Origin of the sequence: Bacillus rugosus (assembly GCF_023238245.1) — a bacterium.
GTDB classification, from domain to species: Bacteria; Bacillota; Bacilli; order Bacillales; family Bacillaceae; genus Bacillus; species Bacillus rugosus.
The window spans coordinates 925,673-948,921 of sequence record NZ_CP096590.1 but is presented as its reverse complement, the minus strand read 5'-3'; the positions used below and the strand labels follow the sequence as shown (position 1 = coordinate 948,921).

Annotated in this window: 20 protein-coding genes and 1 pseudogene; 5 read left to right on the top strand and 16 right to left on the bottom strand. The window is 46.4% G+C overall.

The genetic code is table 11. The features are described 5' to 3' along the window. Positions 1 to 226 precede the first annotated feature (226 nt). On the top strand, positions 227 to 775 hold the full coding sequence (padR, locus tag M0696_RS04695; RefSeq protein WP_248602558.1) for a transcriptional regulator PadR: 549 nt from the start codon (positions 227 to 229) through the stop codon (positions 773 to 775). A 49-nt stretch (positions 776 to 824) separates the two neighbouring features. Next, positions 825 to 1,424, top strand: a complete 600-nt coding sequence (locus M0696_RS04690; RefSeq protein ID WP_248602557.1) for a GNAT family N-acetyltransferase — start codon at positions 825 to 827, stop codon at positions 1,422 to 1,424. 35 nt (positions 1,425 to 1,459) lie between these two features. On the opposite strand, the gene lnrN is transcribed toward M0696_RS04690, so the two are convergent. The 16 genes and pseudogenes from lnrN to glvA form a co-directional block, all read right to left on the bottom strand. Next, complete coding sequence (gene lnrN, locus M0696_RS04685; protein WP_248602556.1) at positions 1,460 to 2,617, bottom strand: linearmycin resistance permease LnrN; 1,158 nt, start codon at positions 2,615 to 2,617, stop codon at positions 1,460 to 1,462. Positions 2,618 to 2,631: 14 nt separating this feature from the next. Beyond that, a complete protein-coding gene (gene lnrM / locus M0696_RS04680) occupies positions 2,632 to 3,822 on the bottom strand; it encodes a linearmycin resistance permease LnrM (RefSeq protein ID WP_222143821.1) in 1,191 nt (396 codons plus the stop codon). Positions 3,823 to 3,835: 13 nt separating this feature from the next. Further along, complete coding sequence (gene lnrL, locus M0696_RS04675) at positions 3,836 to 4,771, bottom strand: linearmycin resistance ATP-binding protein LnrL (protein ID WP_222143820.1); 936 nt, start codon at positions 4,769 to 4,771, stop codon at positions 3,836 to 3,838. Between the two features lie 143 nt (positions 4,772 to 4,914). Beyond that, on the bottom strand, positions 4,915 to 5,577 hold the full coding sequence (gene lnrK, locus M0696_RS04670) for a two-component system response regulator LnrK (protein ID WP_019713661.1): 663 nt from the start codon (positions 5,575 to 5,577) through the stop codon (positions 4,915 to 4,917). Further along, positions 5,574 to 6,775, bottom strand: a pseudogene (locus M0696_RS04665) (sensor histidine kinase). Before M0696_RS04665 ends, lnrK begins: the two are co-directional and overlap by 4 nt. Before the next feature lie 123 nt (positions 6,776 to 6,898). Then, on the bottom strand, positions 6,899 to 8,080 hold the full coding sequence (locus M0696_RS04660; RefSeq protein ID WP_222143818.1) for a Gfo/Idh/MocA family protein: 1,182 nt from the start codon (positions 8,078 to 8,080) through the stop codon (positions 6,899 to 6,901). Positions 8,081 to 8,089: 9 nt separating this feature from the next. Further along, complete coding sequence (locus tag M0696_RS04655) at positions 8,090 to 9,031, bottom strand: sugar phosphate isomerase/epimerase family protein (RefSeq protein ID WP_010330885.1); 942 nt, start codon at positions 9,029 to 9,031, stop codon at positions 8,090 to 8,092. Between the two features lie 27 nt (positions 9,032 to 9,058). Beyond that, entirely contained in the window at positions 9,059 to 10,516 is a 1,458-nt protein-coding gene (locus M0696_RS04650) for a sugar porter family MFS transporter (RefSeq protein ID WP_248602555.1), read from the bottom strand. A gap of 174 nt (positions 10,517 to 10,690) precedes the next feature. Further along, positions 10,691 to 11,635 (bottom strand): AraC family transcriptional regulator, encoded by a 945-nt coding sequence (locus tag M0696_RS04645; RefSeq protein ID WP_019713657.1) that lies wholly within the window; start codon positions 11,633 to 11,635, stop codon positions 10,691 to 10,693. 93 nt (positions 11,636 to 11,728) lie between these two features. Further along, the gene (gene catE / locus M0696_RS04640; RefSeq protein ID WP_222143817.1) at positions 11,729 to 12,586 is read right to left on the bottom strand and encodes a catechol 2,3-dioxygenase; all 858 of its coding nucleotides are present in this window, start codon (positions 12,584 to 12,586) and stop codon (positions 11,729 to 11,731) included. A gap of 17 nt (positions 12,587 to 12,603) precedes the next feature. Further along, positions 12,604 to 13,008, bottom strand: coding sequence for a DoxX family oxidoreductase CatD (catD, locus tag M0696_RS04635; RefSeq protein WP_222143816.1), 405 nt, complete (start codon positions 13,006 to 13,008; stop codon positions 12,604 to 12,606). A gap of 153 nt (positions 13,009 to 13,161) precedes the next feature. After that, positions 13,162 to 14,976 carry an ABC transporter ATP-binding protein gene (locus M0696_RS04630; protein ID WP_248602554.1) on the bottom strand — a complete coding sequence of 605 codons (1,815 nt, stop codon included), beginning with the start codon at positions 14,974 to 14,976 and terminating at the stop codon, positions 13,162 to 13,164. Beyond that, on the bottom strand, positions 14,970 to 16,691 hold the full coding sequence (locus M0696_RS04625; RefSeq protein ID WP_222143814.1) for an ABC transporter ATP-binding protein: 1,722 nt from the start codon (positions 16,689 to 16,691) through the stop codon (positions 14,970 to 14,972). Before M0696_RS04625 ends, M0696_RS04630 begins: the two co-directional genes overlap by 7 nt. 105 nt (positions 16,692 to 16,796) lie before the next feature. Continuing rightward, a complete protein-coding gene (gene malP, locus M0696_RS04620) occupies positions 16,797 to 18,380 on the bottom strand; it encodes a PTS maltose transporter subunit IIBC (RefSeq protein ID WP_222143813.1) in 1,584 nt (527 codons plus the stop codon). Between the two features lie 14 nt (positions 18,381 to 18,394). Next, positions 18,395 to 19,159 carry a MurR/RpiR family transcriptional regulator GlvR gene (glvR, locus tag M0696_RS04615; RefSeq protein WP_222143812.1) on the bottom strand — a complete coding sequence of 255 codons (765 nt, stop codon included), beginning with the start codon at positions 19,157 to 19,159 and terminating at the stop codon, positions 18,395 to 18,397. A gap of 64 nt (positions 19,160 to 19,223) precedes the next feature. After that, complete coding sequence (gene glvA, locus M0696_RS04610) at positions 19,224 to 20,573, bottom strand: maltose-6'-phosphate glucosidase (protein ID WP_248602553.1); 1,350 nt, start codon at positions 20,571 to 20,573, stop codon at positions 19,224 to 19,226. A gap of 335 nt (positions 20,574 to 20,908) precedes the next feature. Between glvA and M0696_RS04605 the strand changes: the two genes are divergently transcribed. Genes M0696_RS04605 through M0696_RS04595 form a run of 3 tightly spaced genes read left to right on the top strand, consistent with a single transcriptional unit; the run spans position 20,909 to position 23,231 of the window. Further along, on the top strand, positions 20,909 to 21,223 hold the full coding sequence (locus M0696_RS04605; RefSeq protein WP_019713649.1) for a WXG100 family type VII secretion target: 315 nt from the start codon (positions 20,909 to 20,911) through the stop codon (positions 21,221 to 21,223). A 5-nt stretch (positions 21,224 to 21,228) separates the two neighbouring features. After that, complete coding sequence (locus M0696_RS04600) at positions 21,229 to 22,452, top strand: hypothetical protein (protein WP_222143810.1); 1,224 nt, start codon at positions 21,229 to 21,231, stop codon at positions 22,450 to 22,452. Between the two features lie 11 nt (positions 22,453 to 22,463). Continuing rightward, positions 22,464 to 23,231, top strand: coding sequence for a hypothetical protein (locus tag M0696_RS04595; protein WP_248602552.1), 768 nt, complete (start codon positions 22,464 to 22,466; stop codon positions 23,229 to 23,231). Positions 23,232 to 23,249: the final 18 nt, after the last annotated feature.

Here is a 23,249-nt window from a genome sequence, read left to right as displayed (position 1 = left end):
TAATATTTTTTTCAGAAAATTAAATTTAAATAAATCATTCTTATATGATGGATGAAGATGAATCCGATATCTCCTGAATCATTCCATCCCTTTTATCTTAATTTCACAAGTAGACCGGTTGTGTTCCCTTTCTCCCTTTTCTATAATAAGGGGAATAGGCAGTTAGAATCACAGATGAGCACTGGCTCATCTTTTTTGCGAAACAGCCATAGACACGGAGGATAGCATGAGAGTATTAAAATACGCCATATTAGGGCTTTTGCGAAAAGGCGAATTGAGCGGATATGATATTACAAGTTATTTTAAAGAGGAGCTCGGCCAATTTTGGAGCGCCAAGCACAGCCAGATTTATCCTGAGCTCAAAAAGCTGACGGATGAAGGGTTTATCACGTTCCGGACAACAATTCAAGGCACAAAGCTGGAGAAAAAGATGTACACCCTGACAAACAGCGGAAAGCAGGAGCTGCATGACTGGCTGATCCGCCACCAGCCGATACCGGAGACGGTGAAGGATGAATTTATGCTGAAGGCTTATTTCATTTCATCTCTATCGCGGCAGGAGGCTTCTGATTTGTTCACAGACCAGCTGCTGAAACGCAAGGCCAAACTGTCAGATCTGCAAGGAAGCTATGAAAAGCTTATGGCTTCAGCGGAGCCGATGTCGTTTTCTTCACCGGATTTCGGCCACTACCTCGTGCTGACAAAAGCGCTGGAGCGGGAAAAAACTTACGTTTCTTGGCTGGAATCGATTTTAGCGATGATAGATGAGGATTAGCTGGAGCGGCCTTCAGGCTGCTCCGATACTTGAAGCGGGAGGACAAAGGATGAATGTGACATTCAATGAATTAACAGGGAAACAGGTCCAAGTTGTGCCGATGGACAAAAGCCATATCCAAGGTTTATACGAAGCTGCAAATGATGAAAACATCTGGACCCATTTACCGAAAACCATTACAACGCTGCATGATATGGAGGCTTTTGTAGAGGAAGCGCTGCAAACGAAAGAGTCCGGAGCAGAATGTCCATTCGTGATTATTCATCGTGAAACTGGCAAAATCGTCGGCACGACGCGATTTCTGTATATGTCATCCGCTTCAAGGAGCCTTGAGATCGGCTGGACGTGGTTTCACCCTTCAGTGTGGGGAACCTCGTTCAACACAGAATGCAAATATGTGCTGTTACAGTATTGCTTTGAACAGCTGAACACGATTCGGGTGCAGTTCAAAACAGATGAGCGGAATATCAGATCGCAAAAGGCGATTGAACGGCTTGGAGCAGTTAGAGAAGGCACATTGCGAAACCAAATGATCAGAAAAGACGGAACATTCCGCAATTCGGTATTTTACAGCATCATCGACAGTGACTGGCCGAGCGTGAAACAGCATTTGGAACAGAGACTAAAGCTTACAGAAAAAACAAAATGATTGCGAAAAAACATCTGCCCGGGGGCAGATGTTTTTTAGGCGCGGAGCGCTTTCAGTCCCGCTGTGAAAGTAATTGCCGCAAAAGCAAGCAAAATGCCGCAGACCCCGAGTATATCTGTGACGTGGGCACCGTTAGCCATTATCTCAGTGAGCCCGCTCATCGCCCACTTTTGCGGAAGAAATTCAGCGATGGATTGCATAAATTTCGGTTCAATGTCGATCGGCCAATACATTCCGCTTACCATACACGTTGCGATGACGAACAAGTTGCCAAACGCAAGCTGCTGTTCCGGCGTTCTGACATTGGCCGCAATCACCAATCCGATGCCGACAACGGTAAGCAGAAAAAGCGACACTAACACAATAACCGCAGCCGGGTTCCCCCAGTTGATGCCAAACAGCCAATGGGTTGCAAGAAGCAAGATGCCAAATTGAATCCAGCCAATGACGAAGAAGGACAGCACATACCCCGCACCAATTTCCGCCCGGCTGACAGAGGCTGTAAGCAATCTGGACCAAACGCCGTTTTTTCTTGCCTCTAAAATGGTTCCTGCCGCCCCCATCATTGTCAACATGACAAAGAGAATGGAAAAGCCTGCTGCTCTGGAAGCTATATCACTTGCACCCGCGGCTTCCTTTTTATCGCTGAGGGACTTTTGTTTTACTGTTGGTACTGCATCTTCATGGTCTTTGGCAATAACTGTTTTATAAGCCGCCTTCCAGTTCTCCCCCGCTGCCTGAGCAGCCGTTTTCGCCGCGGCAACCTGAATATTAAGCTTTGCCAATGCGCTTTCTGCATACTGTTTGGCCATCGGTGCTTCCGACAGCTCCGGACCGTGCCGGAAGATCAGCCCCGGATTTTTTCCTTTTTCGAGCTGTGCCTGAAACGAGCGGGATATGACGATGACCCCGGCAATTTTCTTTTGCTTCAGCTTTTCCGACGCTCTGCTTTCAGACATGCTATCGAATGTATACATATCATCGTGTGTCTTCAGCTGTCGAATATAATGCTGCGAGAGAATCGTGTCATCCTGATCAACGATGGCAAGATGCAGCTTATCATCATTGCTGCCAAGCATCCCCCCAAATACAAAAGTCAGCAAAAGCGGGGCAGCGAACATCATCAAATAGTTCTGCCGCTTCTTGAAAATGAGAGATAGCTCAATGCCGCAAATGGCTATGATTTTTTTCACCTCGGTGTACCTCCTTATCTTGTATGAAGCCGTCTGATGCCAAGCACGAGTGAACAAAGGCCAATCACCGCAAAAAGAAGCACAAGCTTTTGAAGGTCAGCCCAGCCTCCGCCTTCCATTAGTGAAAGAAAGCCATCAAGCGCCCATCGATTCGGCACCGCTTTTGATACAGACTGCAAGAAGTCCGGAAATTGGTACAGCGGCAGCATGGACCCGCCGAGAACCGCAAGCAATTGAATGCCGAAGCCGCCTATCGCATCGGCTGATTTCATATCGCTGATGCACGACGCAAGCAGCATGGAAATGCCGGATACAGCTGCAGCGTATGAAAGCCCGAGCACACTCACAAACAGCAGATTGCCGCCCCAGTTCACACCAAATATATTGATCGTGACGCTCAGAAAAATAAAAAATTGTATGATGGCAAATAGATAGGTTCCCAGCCATTTTCCGAAGAGAATGGCGTATTTTTGTACAGGCGTCATCAACATTCTGGCAAGCGTTTCCGTCTCCTTTTCCTGTAAAAATGATTTCGCCCCAACTGTCATATGAAACAGCATAAACATGCAAAGCATTGCCGCCGAATAGTATTGAAAACTGGTAACTGCCTTGCTGCCGACTGATCTTTCCGTCACTGTTGGTTTGTCACCCGTTTCCTCTTCAAGCGCCTTTACCAGCTTTTCTACAAAACGTGAAGGGTCAAGTTTTCCTTGCTTGACAGCTGCCGTTTTGCTGATGTAGTCCATTGAGGCTGACGCGGCTTCTTTTACCGCTTTATATTGGTCTATGAAAGATGCGGCGGCTGTTTCGATAATGGAACTTTTTAATGTTTGATCAGGATCAGCATAAATAAAGGCTGACGTTTTGCCGGCTTCCCAATGGTTCGGGATAACGATACCGACATCGATTTTCTTTTCATCGAGCAGGTTCTTCATCTCGTCCTCGCTGCTGGCTTGTGTGACCTTTATCGAGTTCATTTTTTTGAGCACATCTGTTTTAAACATGTTCGCTGCTTCTGACTGGTCTGATTGAACATAGCCGACTTTGATGTCGTCAATCTGGCTGCCTCCGTCAACAACCGATCCGAGCGCGGCCCCTAAAATACAGGTCAGGATCAGCGGCATTAAGATAAGCATCATAAACCCTTTTTTGTCCGTGATTCTGATTTTGACATCCTTCCATGCGATCCATATGCTTTTTTTCATAGCCGTCCCCCCCTTAATCCCGCAAAGTGCGGCCGGTCAGATTCAGAAACAGACGCTCCAGGTTTGGTTCCTGCACCTGAAGAGACAGCAGGTTGATGTGATGGGCAGTTGCTTCCGCAAGCAGACTGGTAACTACCTTCTCATGATGAGCCGCAGAAATGTCAATTTTGAGCTCTGACTCGTGTACTGTCACATCATTCACATGAGCCAGGGAACGAATTGCAAAAAGAAACGCTTCATCGATTCCGCTGACAGTGAGCTGAATGATCGTATCGCCTCCAAGGCGGCTGCATAAATCAGTTTTTGTGCCGATCGCAATCATTTCTCCTTGATCAATAATGCCAATCCGATCACATAAATACTCGACCTCTTCCATGTAATGACTCGTATAGATCACCGTCATACCCGTTTCATTGAGCTGTTTCACCGTTTCTAAAATATGATTTCTCGATTGGGGATCAATACCAACAGTCGGTTCATCCATGATCAGCAGCTCAGGTTTGTGCATTAAGGCAGCACCGATGTTGATTCTCCGTTTCATTCCGCCTGAGAATGTTTCAATTTTATCTTTGGCCCGCTCAGTCAGGCCGACATATTCAAGGACCTCTGCCGACCTTTTTTTGGCTTCGCCGTGCGTTAGTCCGTACATTTTCCCCCAAAACATAAGATTCTCATCAGCCGTCAGCGTCGGATATAAAGCAATTTCCTGCGGGACAACGCCGATTTTTTGTTTCGCTTTTACCGTTTCTTTTCCGATGACATAGCCGCCCACTGTGATGTTTCCGCTGTCATGCGGCACGAGGCCGGAAATCATCGAGATGGTTGTGGACTTCCCCGCACCGTTTGGTCCAAGCAGCCCGAACGACTCCCCCTTTTGCAGAGAAAAAGAAATGCCTTTCACGATTGTTTTTTTCCCATATGCCTTTTTGATGTTTTCTGCTTGCAGCACGTCGTTTCACTCCTTTTTTAATCCCATTGTCATTGTAGATAAAAGAAAGGCGTGCGGCATGTAGCGGCAGATAGATCATAAGGCATGAAAAAAAGGCCTGTAAAAGGCCTTTTCAAAGAGACGCATGTGCTGAACGTCATATGTCAAAAGACAGATACACCATATCTGACGGAATAGATGGCGGCTTGGGTTCTGTCCCTGACAGCCAGCTTGCTGATGATGTTTGACACGTGATTTTTTACTGTGCCTTCTGTAATGTACAGCTTTTCGGCAATTTCTTTGTTATTCAGCCCGTACCCCAGCTCGGCCAGAACTTCCATTTCACGCTCGGTCAGGTCGAGCAGCTCCTTAGGTTTTTCTATCTCGTTTATTCCTTTCAGCTGTTTTTCATGCTTCCACTCATTCAGCATTTGGGCAGTCAGTTCTGGAGGAAGCACCATTCCGCCAGATTGAACAGTCATCACCGCTTTAACAATTGTATCGGCTGACATGTCCTTCAGCAGGTACCCGCTCGCTCCTTCTTCAAGTGCTTCTGCAATCAGCTCTGAATCTTTGAATGTTGTCAGCATTAACACCTTTACGCCAGGTAAAGAGCTTGTAATCATTTTTGTCCCTTCAACTCCGTTGGACACCGGCATTCGGATATCCATTAACACGATATCCGGCTCAAGTTCTTTCGCCTTTTCGAAGGCTTCCTGTCCGTTTCGCGCCGTGGCGACCACATCAAGCTCTTCTCTGAGCTGAAGCAGCGATGCCAGCCCTTCTCTGACGATATCCTGATCGTCGGTAATGATGATCTTAATCATGATAAACTCTCCTTTTGCTGCGCGGGCCCAAAGCTCCATTTTTTATTTGCCAGTGAAAATTCAGCGATTACAGCAAACCCTTGGTCCCGTTCGCTCTCAAAGCGGATCATACCCCCATGCTCCGCTGCCCGCTTTTTCATATTCAAGAGGCCAAAGCCAAGTGCCGCCTCGGGATTTCCTTTTCCGTCATCCTTAATGACAAGGCTGATACTTTCCACTGTGCAGGCAAGCTGGATCGAACAGGCTGTAGCGCCGCCGTGCCGTTTGGCATTGGTCAATGCCTCCTGCACCGTTCTGACCAAGGTCGGATGAAGTGACAGCGGGATTATCGCCGGATCGCCGCTGACCGCAAATTCGGTTGTCACTCCTGCATTTTTGTAAAAGTCTTCTGTCAGCTGTTTCAATGAATCGATTAACGAAGGGTCGTTATCCGTTTGCAGGGTGCGTACTGATAAGCGGACATCATCGAGCGCTTCACGGGCAAGCGTTTCACATACCCCAACGGTCTCCTCCGCTTTTTGGCTGTCTCTTTTTTGCCATTCACGCAGAAGCTGCAGCTGCACGAGGAGCGCCGTCATTTTGTGTCCTACTGTATCATGGATTTCCCTTGCCATTCTGTTCCGCTCATGAATGGCAGTCAGCTTTTCAACCTGCTTCGCATATAAATGGAGTTCCTGGTGCGCAGCAGACAGCGCAAAGTGAGACTCTGTCAGTTCCTGAAACTGCTGTTTTGCCGTTTCCTGCGTATCCAACAGCTTGCGGATTAATTTGCCGACGACTCCGCAAAAGACAACGAATGTCTGCTGATACAATGATCCATAACATATTCATCGCCGAACATACGATATGTACGAATAAGCACAATCAGCCACATGATAAAACAAAAACAAAGCACAGACCATACTGTTTTTCGGTCAAACCCTTTCAAAAAAAAGGTAACAGCAACCGGGCTGAGCAATGTGATATATAAACCTGTACCCGGAAACATGAAACCGAACGAAAAGCCAACTGCAATATCAATCAAACAAAAAATAACGGCATATTTCCCTACTCTTAATAAGAGATGATTTGCTAAGAACACACCCGCACCGCCAGCGATGAACAAATACTCAAACCAACGGTCATCTTTTACAAGAAAAAAGTAAACCGAACAACTTACCATTAAGGTGAAAATCCTAGTAAATATAAGAGCCTTCACGCTCATCACTCCCGATACCCAATTCCTTTCTTATCATACCTGCCTCAGGTCATTTTTGACAGGAGTTTCTGGAAAATAAAAACCGCATATGAACTTTATGTCATATGCGGCATCTTCCACTTATTATTCAAATTCAACCCATACGGACCCTTGGTCTGCTGAACGTACACAATTCTCAATCCAGCGGATGCCCTCGATCCCTGCGTCAATGTCAGGATAAACCAAGTTGTTCAGTGTTTCTTGATCTTCGCGTTTTTTTGCGTCAATTGCAATGGCAAACTTAAGATAAATGTTGGCCCACGCGTCTGACAGCCCTTCGCTGTGTAAAGCGCCCAGACGTTCATCGGCGCTGCACACACCGTCTAAATACGGCATGCCGCGAACGAGTGTCTGAATAGGCTCTCCCTGCACTTCATACATCAGTTCGTTCGGTTTGCTGTCCCACCATTCGAGGCTTGCTTTTGAGCCGACAATTCTGATTCTGTGGCCATCCATACACCCTGCATTGATTGATGATGTCCACATCGTCCCGACCGCCCCGTTTTCATAATGCATCAGCACATGGGCATTGTCCTCAAGCGGCGCACGGCTGCCGACGAAGCTCTGGCGGTCACACAGCAGTTCTTTGATTTTCATCTGCGGCATAATGAGCTGCGACATATAATACGTATGGGTAGATAAATCGCCCAGCACAAAGCTTGGCCCGGCGATCGCAGGGTCGACACGCCATTTCTGTGCAGCGCTTATGTTCTCGCCCTCATCTGCTGCACAAAAACCGTGTGTGTACTGCAAGTCAACCACACGAATATCGCCGATCTTGCCCTGCTCAATCATCGCACGCATTTGAAGGAGCATTTGATTGCCGGAAAAACCGTATGTCACGCCGACAATTTTTCTTTTTTTCTCCGCGAGCGCTTTGATTTCATAGCCCTCTTCTGAAGTGAAGAACAGCGGTTTTTCACAGATGACATGAAGATCTGCTTCAAGTGCTGCCTTACAGATCTCATAATGAGTGCCGTTTGGAGTGGCAATCGATACAACCTCTATGCCATCGACTCTTTTCGCTTCCTCCGCAAACATGGTTTGATAGTCGGCATAACAGCGCTCCGCATCTACTCCGAGGTTCACCCCGAAGTCTTTTCCTCTTTCGGCATCGATATCAAAGGCCCCTGCGGTTAATTGAAAGGCAGTATTATCTCTCAACGCTCCAATACGATGTTTATATCCAACCTGGCTGAGCCGTCCGCCGCCTACCATTGCCCAGCGCAGCGGCTTTGAAATGATTCTTTCTCCATTTAGCATCATGAAAACCTCCTATTGGCTGATGGTTTGTTTTAAAGCTTCTACAGAAGTGCGGACGCCCGCTTCAGGCGACATCGTCAGGTCCTCCATTTCTAAGGAAACCTCACCGTCATACCCCATCATTTTGACGACTGAAAAAAATTCCTTCCACCACTGTAAATCCTGTCCGCAGCCGACTGCTACGTAATTCCATGCCCGGTTCGCAGGATCTGTCACTTCTTTTGTTTCTAAAAACCCATTTACCGCGGCTAAATGTCTTTCAATTCTGACATCTTTCCCATGAACATGGTGAATGGCTTCTCCGAGCTTCCTTGCTGCGATGATCGGGTCTGCACCCATCCATAATAAGTGGCTCGGATCAAGATTCAAACCGACCATCGGGCCGACCGCGTTTCTGAGCCGAAAGAGAGTCTCAGGATTATAGACTAATTGAGAGCTGAAATTTTCAAGCGCAATTTTTTCCACTCCGCAGGCTTCCGCTTTTTTGACAAGTTCCTTCCAATACGGAATCGCAACGTCTTCCCATTGATAGTTGAGAATATCTTTTAAAACGGGAGGCCAGCTCACTGTGTATGTGATCCAGTTCGGCACTTTGTCGTCCGGGCCGCCGGCTGGCAGGCCGCTCATCATGATCACTTTCTTGACACCTAATAATCCAGCCAGCTCCATCGTTTTGTCCGTTACTTCTCTGTGCGATTTGCCCAGTTCGCCTGGATCTAAAGGATTCCCCGAGCAGTTTAAAGCGCAAAGTGTCATATTCCGCTTTTCCAGCGCGGCTGAAAGTTCTTCTCTTTTCTTGCTGCTTTGCAGCAATTCGTCAAGATTCAAGTGAGGTGCCGGCGACCAGCCTCCAGTTGTCATTTCAAGCGTATCAATGCCAAGTTCCGCGGCAAAATCGAGCATTTCTTCAAAAGGCAAATGTCCTAAGCTGTCTGTTACATAAGATAGTTTCATTGATAGATTCCTCCTAGTATCTGCAAGTTACGAAAAGTGAGTCGTTTGATTCGGCATTTCCTGATCAGCTTGGCGGCCATACTGGCGGAATGAATGCTCAAGCTGTTCAAGTGACCGCCCTTTTGTCTCAGGCACATATTTTTTCACAAATAGAATCGCTAGAATATTCATTGCGACAAAGATAAAAAATGTTGCCGACATTCCAATATGATTGAGCAAAATGGGAAAAGTGAATCCAATGAGAAAGTTAGCTGTCCACAAGCAGAAGGTGCTGATCCCCATGCCAAGTCCCCGCACATGCATCGGAAATATTTCCGAGAGCATGAGCCACGTCACCGTAGAAATGGCAGCCTGCTGAAACGCAAGAAACAAAACGGTCAAACTCAGCACAACATATGGCAGGGCTGCTGTTCCTTCAAGAACAATGGATAAAATTCCGATCAGCAGAAGGGCTGTCATCGTGCCAATCTGTCCGATGATCAGCATGGGCCGGCGGCGGACCTTGCCGAGAAGCCAGATCCCAAAAATGACCGCGATGACTGAAATAACTCCGTTTGCAATATTGCCGATCAATGCAGCTTCTGTTTGAAAGCCGGCTTCTCTCAGAATTTCTGTCCCATAGTACATGATCGAATTGACACCGGTAATTTGCTGGACGATGGCGATTCCGATCCCAATCAATAGAATGCGCCTAATCCACGGCTCTTGAAAATCATGAAAGCCGGTTTTTTTTGATGTACCCTCAATCGCGATCGCATGTTTGATTTCTTTGATTTCCTGCTGTGCCCGGCTGTCTTCACGGATTTGCTTAAGCACCCGCAGGGCGTCCCCCATTCTGCCTTTAGCCGCCAGCCAGCGCGGGCTTTCAGGCACGATGAGCATTCCGAACCATAACGCAACAGCCGGAAGTGTCGCGATGACCAGCATATACCGCCATACATTTGCGCTCTCCCCCATTGTGTTCCCGATAATGGCGTTAAAGGTGTAAGCCAGCAGCTGGCCAATCACAATCATCAGTTCATTTTGTGTCACGATTCGCCCCCTGCGTTCTGCCGGCGAAATCTCTGCTAAAAAAGTTGGAACCGTTACAGAAGCGCAGCCAACCGCTAGTCCGAGAAGAAAACGAAAGGCAATCATGACGGACGCATTTGGAGAAAAGGTACAGCCAAGTGTGGCCGCACTGAATAGTAAAGCTAAATAAAGGATCGTTTTTCGGCGGCCGTGCTTATCGGACAGACGTCCTCCAAACATCGCTCCGAAGGCTGCCCCGAGAAGCAGGGAACTCGCAACCAGTCCTTCTGTAACAGGTGTAAGATTCAGTTGGCCTGCAGTTGCCATAAAAGGAAGTGCCCCATTTATGACGCCCGTATCATAACCGAACAAAAGCCCGCCGAATGTAGATACCAATGTAATCGTTCGTAAAAGCCCTTTATGAGCTAAACTTTCTTTTCCTTTTACAGCCTCTTTCTTTTCCTTTGCACTCATGGTTTTCTTCCCCTTCTTTCAAGAATGGCAGAGCACCCGACACCAAGCATAAGCCAATACATCCCTCCTTCAGCAACACCTATTCTTGTAACCGCTTTCTTAGAAGATTATAAGACACCGAGATTTCTCGCGTCTTTATCATATAGAGACATTGTTTTGTCATTTCAGGACATCTTATTCATGCGGCTTGGCCTGTTCGATTTTTTGAAAAGATTTATTGATTTGAAATGCGGTCATTTTTGAGTCCTTATAAAGGGAACGGAAAAGCCCTGGAGAGCTGCCGATTTTGGCGGAAAACACGCGTGTGAAATAATGCACCGTAAATCCGATTTCTTCCGCAATTTCTTTGATTGATAGATTCGTTGATTTCAGCAGCTCGGCAGCTTTATTTATCTTTTCATTTTGGACAAATTCAGAGTAGCTGACGCCCAGTTCTGCTGCAAATAAACGTGACAAGTGCCTCCCTGAGATATGAAAGTGACTGGCGACATCCGTCAGCTTTAAGGGCTGTGACAAATTGTCTTTAATGTGCAGTTTCACCTCTGTCAGCAATGCAGAGGATGTTTGAATGGGCTGCTTTTGTTTCGGCCGATGGGCAGACGGGAGAAAGGTTTGGATTAATGAAAGGATCAAAGCCTGCGACAATTGTGATAGGATCTCTTTGTCAAAAGCATTGACTGGCTTCGCTGCTTGCAACATTAATGTTTTCCAAAGCAGGCCCGGCGGTTCGCCATCTTTCATTTGAACTGTGGTAAGAGGGCTTTGTTTCACATCTTCCATCACTTTGATCCATTCAGCGCTTGACTGGTCCTCGCTCAGCTCGAAAGCGACATAAAAAAGGAACAGCCCTGTTTCACTTTTGATTTGGTGCAAATGCTCCGGCTTTGACAAAAAAAACGTCTGTTCACGAAGCGGATATGTACGATCCCCTTCAAGGTAATATCCTTCACCTCTTACGACGTAACAAATTTCATAAAAGGAATGCTTATGAAGCAGTGTGTTATAGTGGTTCGTCATCGCTCCCCAATAGTGGACGTAAAATGAAACATCCTTTTGCTCTAAGCGATGTACATATTGATTTAAAGCTATTTTGCCTGTCACAAGGTGATTGAGTTCCATGTAAACGCCTCCTTACAAGTTGGTTCTCTCATCATAACAAGGCGAACAAAAATAAAAAATCCCTCTGCCGTTTTTTCGGCAAAGGGATTACAGTCAAATCACAAATAGAATATGGACCCCGGAAACAGGATCTTTCACCCGGAAGCTGCTTTCCTTTTCTTCGATCGAATATCCGGCATGTTTGACTCGGTCTGCCACTCGATCCAGTTCCTCTTGATGAGGCAGGACAACCGTGTAATAGTCTAGTCCGCTGGCATTTGTCGGTTTTGGCGGCGCGTTTCTTTCCGCCCAAATGTTTAAGCCGATATGATGGTGGTATCCCCCGGCTGATACGAAGAGAGCGGACATTCCCGCATAGTTTCCGACAATGTCAAAGCCCAGCACATCTGTATAAAACGCTTTTGCTTCGTGCAAATCACTGACATGGAGGTGAATGTGTCCGATGATGGTACCGTTCGGAAGCGCTGTTTTCCGCTCATCTCCGGCTTCTTCCATAAGACCCTCAATGTCAACAGCGGTTGTCGTCATGACATAGTTTCCTTCTTGATCACGCTGCCACGTGCTGCGGGGGCGGTCAGCGTACATTTCAATTCCGTTTCCATCAGGATCAGACAGGTAGAGTGCTTCGCTCACAGCATGATCCCCATGTCCGATTGCAATGCCGTATTCAATCAGGCGGGCGAGCGCGATACCAAGTTCCTTCCTGTTCGGAAGAAGAATCGCAAAGTGATATAGGCCCGTTACAGACCGTTCAGGCAAGACGACGGCACTTGGATTTTCTTCAAGAGTAAGCAGTACACGTTTCCCGTCAGCCGTTAATTGAGCTTGGCGATCCGTCTTTTGTAAGACTTGAAAGCCGATAACGTTACAGTAGAACTGAAGAGAACGCTCCAGACTGCGGATTGTGAGTTTGACATAGCCAATATTTGTATCCTCATGAATGCTGGTCATGCTGTATGCCTCTTTTCTTATGCTGATACGTTTTCGCTCTTCTTTGCTTTAAATACAAGTGGGTCTAGCGCCAGGAAACGACTTCCAGAAAGAGCCAGGTGGATAGATGTCAAAAGCAGAAGGTAATCAAATTCTGCATTGCCCATGAATGGCGCTTTCAGCTTGACTGTAATGATGGCACCAATCAGCGTGAGGGTAAACAGAACACCGACAATACGTGTAGCCAATCCGAAGAAGACAAGCACTCCGCCAACGAGTTCAATCGCTGCAATGACATACGCCATAAAGCTTGGAAGGCCTATGCTGCCGAAAAATTGGATGGTGCCTTCCATCCCCTGAAACTTAGATAAACCGTGAACAAAAAAGATAATACCTGTAATAACTCTTAAAAGTAATGTGCCAATTTCAAATGATTTATTCATTTTATCCTCCTTGATAAATGTTATCACTTACTTAATGTAAGCTAGTATATATACATAACTTGTTTACGTCAAGTAATTTTGTTACATTTTACGAAAATGAAATAAAAGTACTATAAAACTGTAACAAAAAAGACCTTTGTGCAGGACAAAGGTCTATTTCTCAAATTGGCTTTGATATAAGTCACTGTAAAATCCTTTTTGCCGGATCAGCTCGTCATGGCTGCCTTTTTCAATCATTTCGCCGTCTTTTAGCACCACAATCTGGTCCGCTCTTTGAATGGTGTTCAGCCTGTGGGCAATGATAACGCTTGTTCTTCCTTCCATTAAACGGGCGAGCGCTTCTTGAATGTTGACTTCTGTTACGGTATCAATGTTGCTTGTTGCTTCATCCAAGATCAGGAGAACCGGATCGGCAAGCACCGCCCGCGCTATAGAAATCAATTGTTTCTGTCCTTGGCTGATGCCTGATCCGTTTTGCGTCAGCACGGTATCATACCCTTTTGGCAGCCTTTCAATAAAACTGTGGGCGTTCGCTGTTTTTGCCGCGGCTTCGACTTCCTGATCAGATGCATCGAGCCTGCCGTAGCGAATATTTTCTCTGATCGTTCCGTGAAACAAGAACGAATCCTGAAGAACAAAGCCCATGTTTTTCCGCAGGCTTGCTCTAGTAAGGGTTTTAATATCTGTACCGTCGATTAAAATCCTGCCCTCATTAGGTTCGTAAAAACGGGCGAGAAGATTTGTGACAGTTGTTTTCCCCGCTCCCGTCGGTCCGACAAACGCGATGGACTGTCCGGCAGGCACTGTAAACTGTAAATGCTTCAAGGTCTGCTGCCCTTCATCGTAACCGAAGGACACATCACGGAATTCAATACTGCCTGTTTGAATCGGCTGATGCACGGCGTTCTTTTCATCCTCGCGCTCTTCTTTTTCATCAAGTACGTCAAACACCCGTTCAGCACCGGCAATCGCGGACAGCATTGTATTAAACTGGTTGGCCAAATCATTTAAAGGGCGTGTAAATTGTCTTGAATACTCGGCAAAGACGACGATGGAGCCGATCGAGATCCAGCCTTTCAGCGCAAACAGACCGCCGAATGCCGCAATCATCGTAAAGCTTAAGTTATTCAAAGAGTTCATGACTTTCGGGATAAAACCGGAAATCGTCTGTGCCCAGAAGCCCGAAGTCTTGAGCGCAGCGTTTTTTTCGAGAAATTCGGCAGTAATCTGCTTCTCACGCGAATAGGCTTTGATGACCTTTGCGCCGGAAACAGATTCCTCAATATATCCGTTCAGTTCACCAAGGTTTTTCTGCTGTTCTTTAAACAGCTTTCCCGTCCGGTTGGTAATCCATCTCAGGCTTACTGCCATCACCGGAATGATGGTCAGGGTAATCACTGTAAGGAGCGGGCTCATGTACAGCATGACCGCAACCGTTCCGACAAAGGTGATGACGCTTGATAAAATTTGAATGACCGACGTGTTTAAGGTCGAGCTGACATTTTCGATGTCATTCGTCACCCGGCTCATCAGCTCGCCGTGCCGCTGTTTATCAAAAAACGGAATCGGCAGCTCATGCAGATGAGTGAACAACTCGCTTCTCATCCTGAAAACAGTGCCTTGGGAAATCGTAATCATCCAATAGTTTTGAAACCAGAGTGAAAGGGACTGAATTACATAAATGACAAGCAGAAGAAGCAAAACGGGAACCAGTCCGCTTACCGTTCGCCCGACAATGAAATGGTCGATGGCCTTTCCGATCACAAAGGGGCCAAGGAGCCCGAATATCGCGCTGATGACAACCATCAGCATGACAAGGATGAGCAGTCCTTTTCGTTCAGCCAAGTAAGACCAGATTCGCTTCAGTGTGCCTTTTGCATCCTTTGCTTTCGCCCGCTTTTTCACGCCTTCTTTTTTGTCGATTGGCAGTTTGGGATATTGGAAAGGCTTGCGGATGTCCTTTAGCATGACTCGCTCCCCTCCCTTCCGAATTGCGACTCGTAAATGCGCTTGTATAACTGAGATTCGGAGAGCAGCTCACTGTGCGTGCCTCTTTCAATCAGTTCGCCATCCTCAAGCAGCAAAATCTTATCAGCTCTCATCGCCGTGGTCATTTTTTGCGTAATGATCAAAGTTGTGCACTCATATGTGCTGATCGCCTCAAGCAGCTTCGCCTCCGTTTGCAGGTCAAGCGCGCTTGTGCTGTCATCTAAAAGAAGGATGGCCGGCTTTCGGATCAGCGCCCGCGCAATGGAAATCCGCTGTTTCTGGCCGCCGGACAGGTTGACGCCTCTTTGCCCCAAAACAGTGTCATATCCATTTGGGAGCTTTATAATCGTTTCATGAATTTGCGCATGTTTGGCCGCTTCCATTATTTCATCTAGTGAAGCATTTTCTTTGCCCCAAGCGATATTTTCTTTGATTGTGCCGGAAAACAGAAGCACTTCCTGCGGTACATATCCCATTTGCTTGCGAAGCCTCTCTGCCGGGAAATCGCAAATCGGCTTTTCATCTATGTAAATGCTGCCTGAATCCGGCTGATAAAGCCGCGGAATGAGCTGAAAAAGCGTGGACTTGCCCGATCCCGTCGCACCGAGAATCGCGATCGTTTCCCTCGGCTTTGCGGAAAATGAGACATTTCGCAGCGCCTCTCTGTCCATTTCAGGATAACGGAAGGATACATGCTGAAACTCAATCCGTCCCAACAAACGATCAGATATGAAGCCTTCCTCATGCTCATCACCTTCCGTCTCAAGCACCTCACCGATCCTATCACCTGAAGCCTTCGCCCGGGTGAAAATCATAATCAAAAACGGAAACATCGAAAGCGCGCCCGTAATTCGTGTTGCGTAGTTAATAATCGCAACAACATCACCGACTTGAGTGCTTCCGTTCCTGATACTGTAGGCCCCTGCCCACAAAATGAAAAGGATGCAGAGATTCATCAGCAGCATCAGCACAGGCATCGTGAATTCCACAAGCTGAAAGGCTGAAACGGTTTTTTCCATCAGCCTCGTGTTGGCTTTGATAAATCTTTTGACCTCGTGGCTGCCTCGAAGCAGCGCTTTGATCAGTTTAATCGCTGTTAAGTTTTCCTGCATGACAGTGTTCACCTGATCCAGCCTTTTCTGCACTGAGCGGAATAGCGCCCCGCCTTTCTTTAAGACCCATAGCAAAAACAAGATCAGGATCGGAATGGTTACAAGCAGAAAAAAGCCGAGCTTCATGTTAACGGTGAGTGACAGCACAATGCCGCCTACAATCATTAACGGAGCCCGCAGCATAAACCGCAAACTCATAAAAATCATGTTTTGAACCTGTGTGACATCGTTTGTCAGCCTTGTGATGTACGAAGAGGACGAAAACTGTCCAAATGTAGAATAGGAGAAGGACTGTATCTTTTGAAAAAGCCCTTTTCTCGTATCGTAAGAAAAGCTTTGGCTGACATGGGCGGCATAAAAGGAATTCAGCATTCCCGCCGCAAATGATAACACGGTCAGTCCGATCATGACCGCGCCCCATGTCCACACATGCCGGAGATCTTGCTTTAAAATCCCATCGTCGATGATTTTTGCGATCAATAAAGGCTGCATCAGTTCAACCGCAAGCTCCGTCAACATGAGAATCAGCGCAATCCCCACCAGCGATGAGTATGGTTTTAAAAACGATAAAGCCTTTTGCATGTAAAAGCCTCCAAACCCCTTTTTACTCAATTGTCTCTTTCTTTACTTTACTATGGCGGTCTTTTTGGCGGCAAACAAAAACCCTCCCGAAAAGGAGGGCTGGCTTTATTGATTCAATATTTTTTCCACACGCTCCCGCATCTGCGGAACGCTCAATCCGATAATTACCTGAAACGCCTTTCCGCTCCTGACGACACCGTGTGCGCCAAGCGCGCGGAATACGCTGTCGGGCTCAACCTTTGTTTCATCCTTGACGCTGACTCTGAGGCGGGTGGCGCAGTTTGTCACTTCAGTGATGTTGTCTTTTCCGCCCAGCGCTTCAATATACAGAAAAGCGGTGTCATCTGCCGTTTCAGCAGCAGAGGCCGTTTCATCCTTGTTTTTTCTTTCTCTGTATTCCTTTTTCGAATACAGCTTTGTTTCCTGCTGATCATCCTTTTCCCGTCCCGGTGTGGCGATATTGAATTTGAGGATTAAAAACCGGAAGACGAAAAAATAAATAGCTGTAAAAGAGAGCCCGATTAAAACTTGATACACATACGTCATACCGTGACTGCCAAAGAGCGGAATCCAGTTCAAGGTCACCGCTTCAATCAGCCCGCCTCCCATGTTTCCGACGACACCTGCCATATACATGACCGTCGACATTGTTGCTGCTAGCACGGCGTGAACCGCAAATAAGAAAGGAGATATGAATAAGAAAGTGAACTCAATCGGCTCTGTAATACCAGCGACAATCGCCGTCAGCGTGACAGGAATCAGCAGCCCTGCAACAAGTTTTTTCTTTTCCTTTTTGGCTGTGACATAAAACGCCAGTGCGATCCCCGGAATGCCGAAAATTTTCGAATTGCCGTGGAGCGCGAATCCGCCTTGCGGGAAGAGCTCCTTCAGCGGTTTGGCGCTTTGCGAATATTCGCCGAGATGCTGTGCCCAATACGTGACGATCCCCCCTTCTGCTACAGCAGGCCCATAAATAAACGGCGTGTAAATAAAGTGATGAAGACCGGTTGGAATCAAAATCCTTTCTAAAAACGTGTATATCCAAACGCCCACCGCCCCGGAAGCAACCAGGAAGCTTTGAAGCGAGCCGATTCCCGTCTGAACGATCGGCCAAATGTAAGACACAGCCAAGGCGATCGGAATCATAATGAAGAAGGAAATCATCACAATATACGTTGAGCCTTGAAAGATGCCGAGAAAATCGGGCAGTTTTTTATCAAAATAGCGGTTATGCAAAAAGACGACAATCGACGAAATAAAGATGGCTCCGATAATATTGGTATCAAGTGTTTTGATGCCAGCGATCATCGTTAACCCGCTCGTTCCGCCGACCTCTTGGTTCATGTCGACGCCGAATGTTCCTCCCCATACCGTCAAGATCGAGCTGACAAAGTAATTGAACGTCAAGTAAACCGTAAGCGCTTCCAAACAAGCTCGCGCCTGAGCTTTCTTCGCCAAGGCAACCGGGATGCCGATAGCAAATAAGAGCGGCATTTGATTAAATACGGTCCAGCCGCCCTGCTCAATGATATACCAGCACTGGTACCAAAACCCGTCGGGATCGGCAAGCGGGCCCATGAGGGTTTTATTTTTAAAGAGCGTGCTGACACCGACAATAATGCCGGCGAACGCGAATAATAGAACAGGCACAAACATCGCGCTTCCAAAGCGCTGAATTTTTTGCATCATACCAGAACCCCCTGCTACTTCATGTCATTTTTTTCTGCCTCTTTGTAATCAACATATGCGCGGAACAATGCTTCGCCAACGAGAAAAAATGGTGCAAAAGCGACAATTTCCGTTTTATCGCTTAATGTCACAGGTTTGCTTGTCGCATAAAGATTATGCGGAGTCAGCTGGGCGAGGACATTGTTTTTTAAATTCGTAATGGAAATAAAGGGAATACCCTTTGCAGAAAGCATTCTTGCCTGAGGAATCAGCTCCGGTGTTTCTCCGGAAAGAGAAATGATGATAAACAGATCGTTTACTTGAAAATCCTCGCGCATCAGATTAAATTCATTTGTGTCTTCAATCAAAATGAGATATCGATGGCGGGGAATAAACATTCTTTGCAGATCACGGGCGCATATCTTTTGCGCATTTCCTGATCCATACACGAAAATACGGTCAGCTTCATCAAGCAGCTGGCACATCTCCGTCATGTCCTTTGTCCTTAAGAACTTCAGATTTGATTCAATATCATCAAGCAGCTTTTGAAAACTCATACTCTCGCCTTCTTCCGGCTGATCTTCCCACTTTAAATAGACGCGAAATTCACTGTAGCCGCTGAAACCGAGCTTTTGGGCAAGCCGTAAAATCGAGGAACGCGATACGGTGCAGGCTTTGGCCAGCGCGTCGATTCCAAGGTGATAGCACGTGTGCTTGTGATTCAATATATATTTTAAAATATGAAAATCGTTATCATTTAATTTGCTGTAGTGCTGATTAATCAGTTCTTCGAGCTTCATATCAGATCCCCCCATTTTCTTTCTATTATATACAATAACAGATTCGAGAATGGGGGAATTTCAGTTATGAAATGCGAGTAGGGCTTTGATCAAGCTCTGGCCAATAGTCTTTATTGGCCTCTATTAAATCCTCAAGAATGAGCCTTGCTACACGCGCGTTCGGCACTGTTTTTGACAAGATCAGCGCCTGCCACAGCTTTTGGAACGATTTCTCCGCCCACGCTTCAACAGTCAGTTTCTCAACAGATACCTGCTGCTCCATCAGCCCTTTTTGGAATTGCGGAATGATGCCGACGGTGATCGGTTCAGGCCCATTAGAGCCGACAATACATGGCACCTCGACCATTGCAGTCGGGTCAAAGTTCGCAATCGCGCCGTTATTTTCAACGATCAACAGCATTCTCTCACCTGTGTTGTAGGCAATCGCCCGGGCAAGATCAACAATATATGATGCGTGATCATCGATTTTGATTTCGCTGTTTTCCGTGGACTGCTCGCGTGTGATCATGTCACATTGGCTGAAAATAAAGGCTTCGCGCCCTTCCATCACTTCGTTTGCCCGTGTATGATTCGGATTTGATTTTTTCACCATATCATCCGGGAACAAATAGTATTGCAAATACGTATTCGGCAGTGTATCAGGATCTGCGGCCTGCACGTCACGCGCCTTGGCGAACGTGTCATTCCAGCTCGCCTCCACAGCTTCAGCCTCCGTTTTCGGAATGTACCCGTATTGAGATACATGTTCCTTCAGCTTCGGCATTAAATCGTTGCCCTCTTGATCCTGAATCGATGTCCACCAGCCGAAATGGTTTAATCCGTAATAGCGGACTTTCATTTCTTTTCTCGAGGACAGGCCGAGAATTTGCGCCATCCGGTCTTCAATTCCAACCGGCATATCGCAGATGTTCAGGATTTTTGAATTCGGTCTAAGGCGTCGCGTTGCTTCGGCTACGATCGCCGCCGGATTGGAGTAATTGAGCATCCACGCATCAGGCGAGTATTTTTCCATGTAATCTAATATTTCAAGCACGCCGCCGATTGAACGCATGCCGTATGCGATACCACCCGGCCCGCACGTCTCCTGTCCGACAACTCCGTACTTCAGAGGAATTTGTTCATCCAGCGCACGCATCGCGTATTTCCCTACCCTAATGTGTGCCATGACAAAATCGACATCTGTAAAAGCTTCTTCTGGGTCAGTCGTCGCGGTAAATTCAACTTCCGGTGCTTTTTCTCTGATAAAAACGTCACAAGCACCTGCTATGCGATCCTGTCTTTCCTTATCATTATCATACAGCTTCAGCTTTCTGATCGGAAACTCCTCCAAATGGTCCAAGAGCATCAGAACGATCCCTGGAGTGAAAGTGCTGCCTCCGCCCGCTATTACGATTGAGAATGATTTTTTCTTCATATGACGACCTCCTTGATAACGTTTACAATTCCATTTATACCATGGAAGGGCCCGTCCCGTAACACGTTTTGCGCACTTAGGTCATTTGATCAATTTTAGTGTTTTTTCCCACAAGGCGGGAATTTTCCCACTTACCTTACGTCTGAAGGACTTGATTTTTTTACCTTTTTTGTAATCTTAAAGTCTCACCAACTGTGAAATTTGAGTGAATATACGCCCTTCCAGTTCTTATGAAAAGGTTCTTTTGTACGATTCGGATACATGTCGAATTATTTATAATCATTTATATAAAACATCCATTTGTGCGTGAATTTAGAAAAGGCAGGGGACAAAAGTTGGACTCATATAAAGTCATTGAGCTGGCAAACAAGTACAGTTCGGCCGCGGAACAGGTCAGAAGCTCCAAAATGCTGCTTGAATCCCGGTTATCTGCATTGGGGGATGCTTGGCAGGGAAAAGCAAGAGATTCGTTCGATCAGGATTTCGAGGAAACGAAAGCATCCTACGATCAATTCGAACAGGAGCTTCTTGAAACAAGCCAGGAACTGAAGGCAGCCGCCGTCAAAATAGAAGAACGAAAAGCTGAAATTGCCAGAATGGAAGAACTGGAGCGTAAAGCTAGAGAGGAAAGACATAAACTCGGGGGGTGAACGATGTGTCAGGAAACATTGCAGTTGATCCGGATAAGCTCGAACAGCTGGCAAATGATGTTGTCACTGAATTAACCGATATGGAAAACAAATATAAGGACCTGCATCTGGAGCTGGGGCAGATGATTTTGCAATGCGATCCCCGCTACAGCAGCTGTTTTTCCGGGGTCGGCGATGCGTGGAGTTCAGGAAAAGCGCTCGTCACCAAGCTGAGTGACAATGAGATTTTTATCAGAAAAACGAGCGATAAATTTGTTGAACAAGATGATATGTTACGAAAGCTCTATCATGCTTATGACAAATACGGAACGATGACAAGCTTAACCGCTCTTATGCTGACGCAGGGAAAATACTACGGATTAGGGCTTACGAAATTTGAGAAACAGCCCAGCGGCTTGCATACCGCCCGGCACTCAAAACTTCTATTGGATATTTCCAGAGCCGTTGACAGCTCACGTTATCAAAAAGCGGCCAGAGTGCTTTTGAATCCTAAATATTTGTTTAAAAAGACAAACCGGCCATTTTCTGATTTGGTACATAAAAAGTTTACAAAGTATTTCCCCCAGGACACGGTGGATTTTTCAAACAGCGTCAGAAGCTACACAAGAGGATTTCTTAATGAAGCCGGCGTACGCTCAACTTTGAAGGATGTCGGAAAAACGGGCTTGAAATTCGCAAAAGGAAATGCCATTACCGCCACACTGATCACCGGTGCAACCGAAACATTCGGTGCCGGCTTGAAAATTGCTGAAAATTACGAGAAATACCAAGACAAACCGGAAGTTCTCAAGCGTGAAAACGCCAAGGCTGTCGGGAATGCTGTGAATAACACGATTTTCATCGCAGGAGGGGCAACGGCAGGCGCTGTCGTCGGCGGCGCCCTTGGAAGTGTGTTAGGCCCTGTTGGTACAGTAATCGGAGGTACAATCGGATCAGCCGTAGGAGGCTTTGTTGGGGAAAAAATCGCAAAATTCACATCTGGCTTTGCTGAAAAAGCAGCTGTCAAGCTGAAAGAACCGATTCACGCTGTCGTTGATACTGCCAAGAAAGGATTGGAATCAGCCGGCAAAGTCGTCAAATCAGTAAATGACGGGATAGATACAGCAAATAAAACGATACATAAAGGGATAGACAGCGCGAAAAAAGGAATGGAAAAAGCAAAGAAAACAGCGGATTCGCTCATACACGGCGCAACCCATTTCCTCAAAGGGAAACTTTCATTTGGATAGGAGAATAAACAATGAAGCAGTTTACAATCAGCATTGAAGAACTCTTATTTTGTTTTTACAGCGAAGGGTTTTTTGAACAGGGAATGGCCTTGAAGCAGGCCTACTTTTCGGAAATAGAGGATGAACAGCTCGGCGCTCTGTTTGAAGCGGCGTGCCGCTCACTCCTAGCCAAGGATGCGGCGGAATATCGGAATCACCAATATCGGTTAAAGGACGAGAACTGTCCGTTTATCCACGTATTAAACGACGCGGATTATACAGTGAAACTGTCCAAATTTGATGAACAAGGCAAAGAACAGAATGTGTCCTGCCATGTTTCTAAGTTCGGCACTTACTCTCATGAACTGCTGTTTGATGAACAAGTGCACATCATTAAAAAAATGGACTCAAATGACGGATTACTTTCTAAAACATCCGATTTTTTAAATATAATAGATGCAGAGGATCACAAAGAATCAATGATGACTCTGACATCGCCCGAATTTGAATTGCTTCTGGAGGGTGCTTCAGACACTCCCTCACATCTGAAAGAGTTTCTACATAAGCATGAACACCAAGAGGATGTTACACGATTCGTAAATGATTTGGCTTTGCGAAAAGGGAAAATGGATACGCTGATGCGCCTTGTTTATGACAAAGACAACTCGCCGGAAGTGGCTGACATGGCTTTTGTCTTACCTGGCAGCCGTCATACTTGGCTGGTAACAGGTATCACCCAAAATGAATTTTCTATCGTGCCAGCAAATAAAGATGTGTTAAAAGGAATACTTTTTTGCTAAAGAGCGATAAAGGAGAAT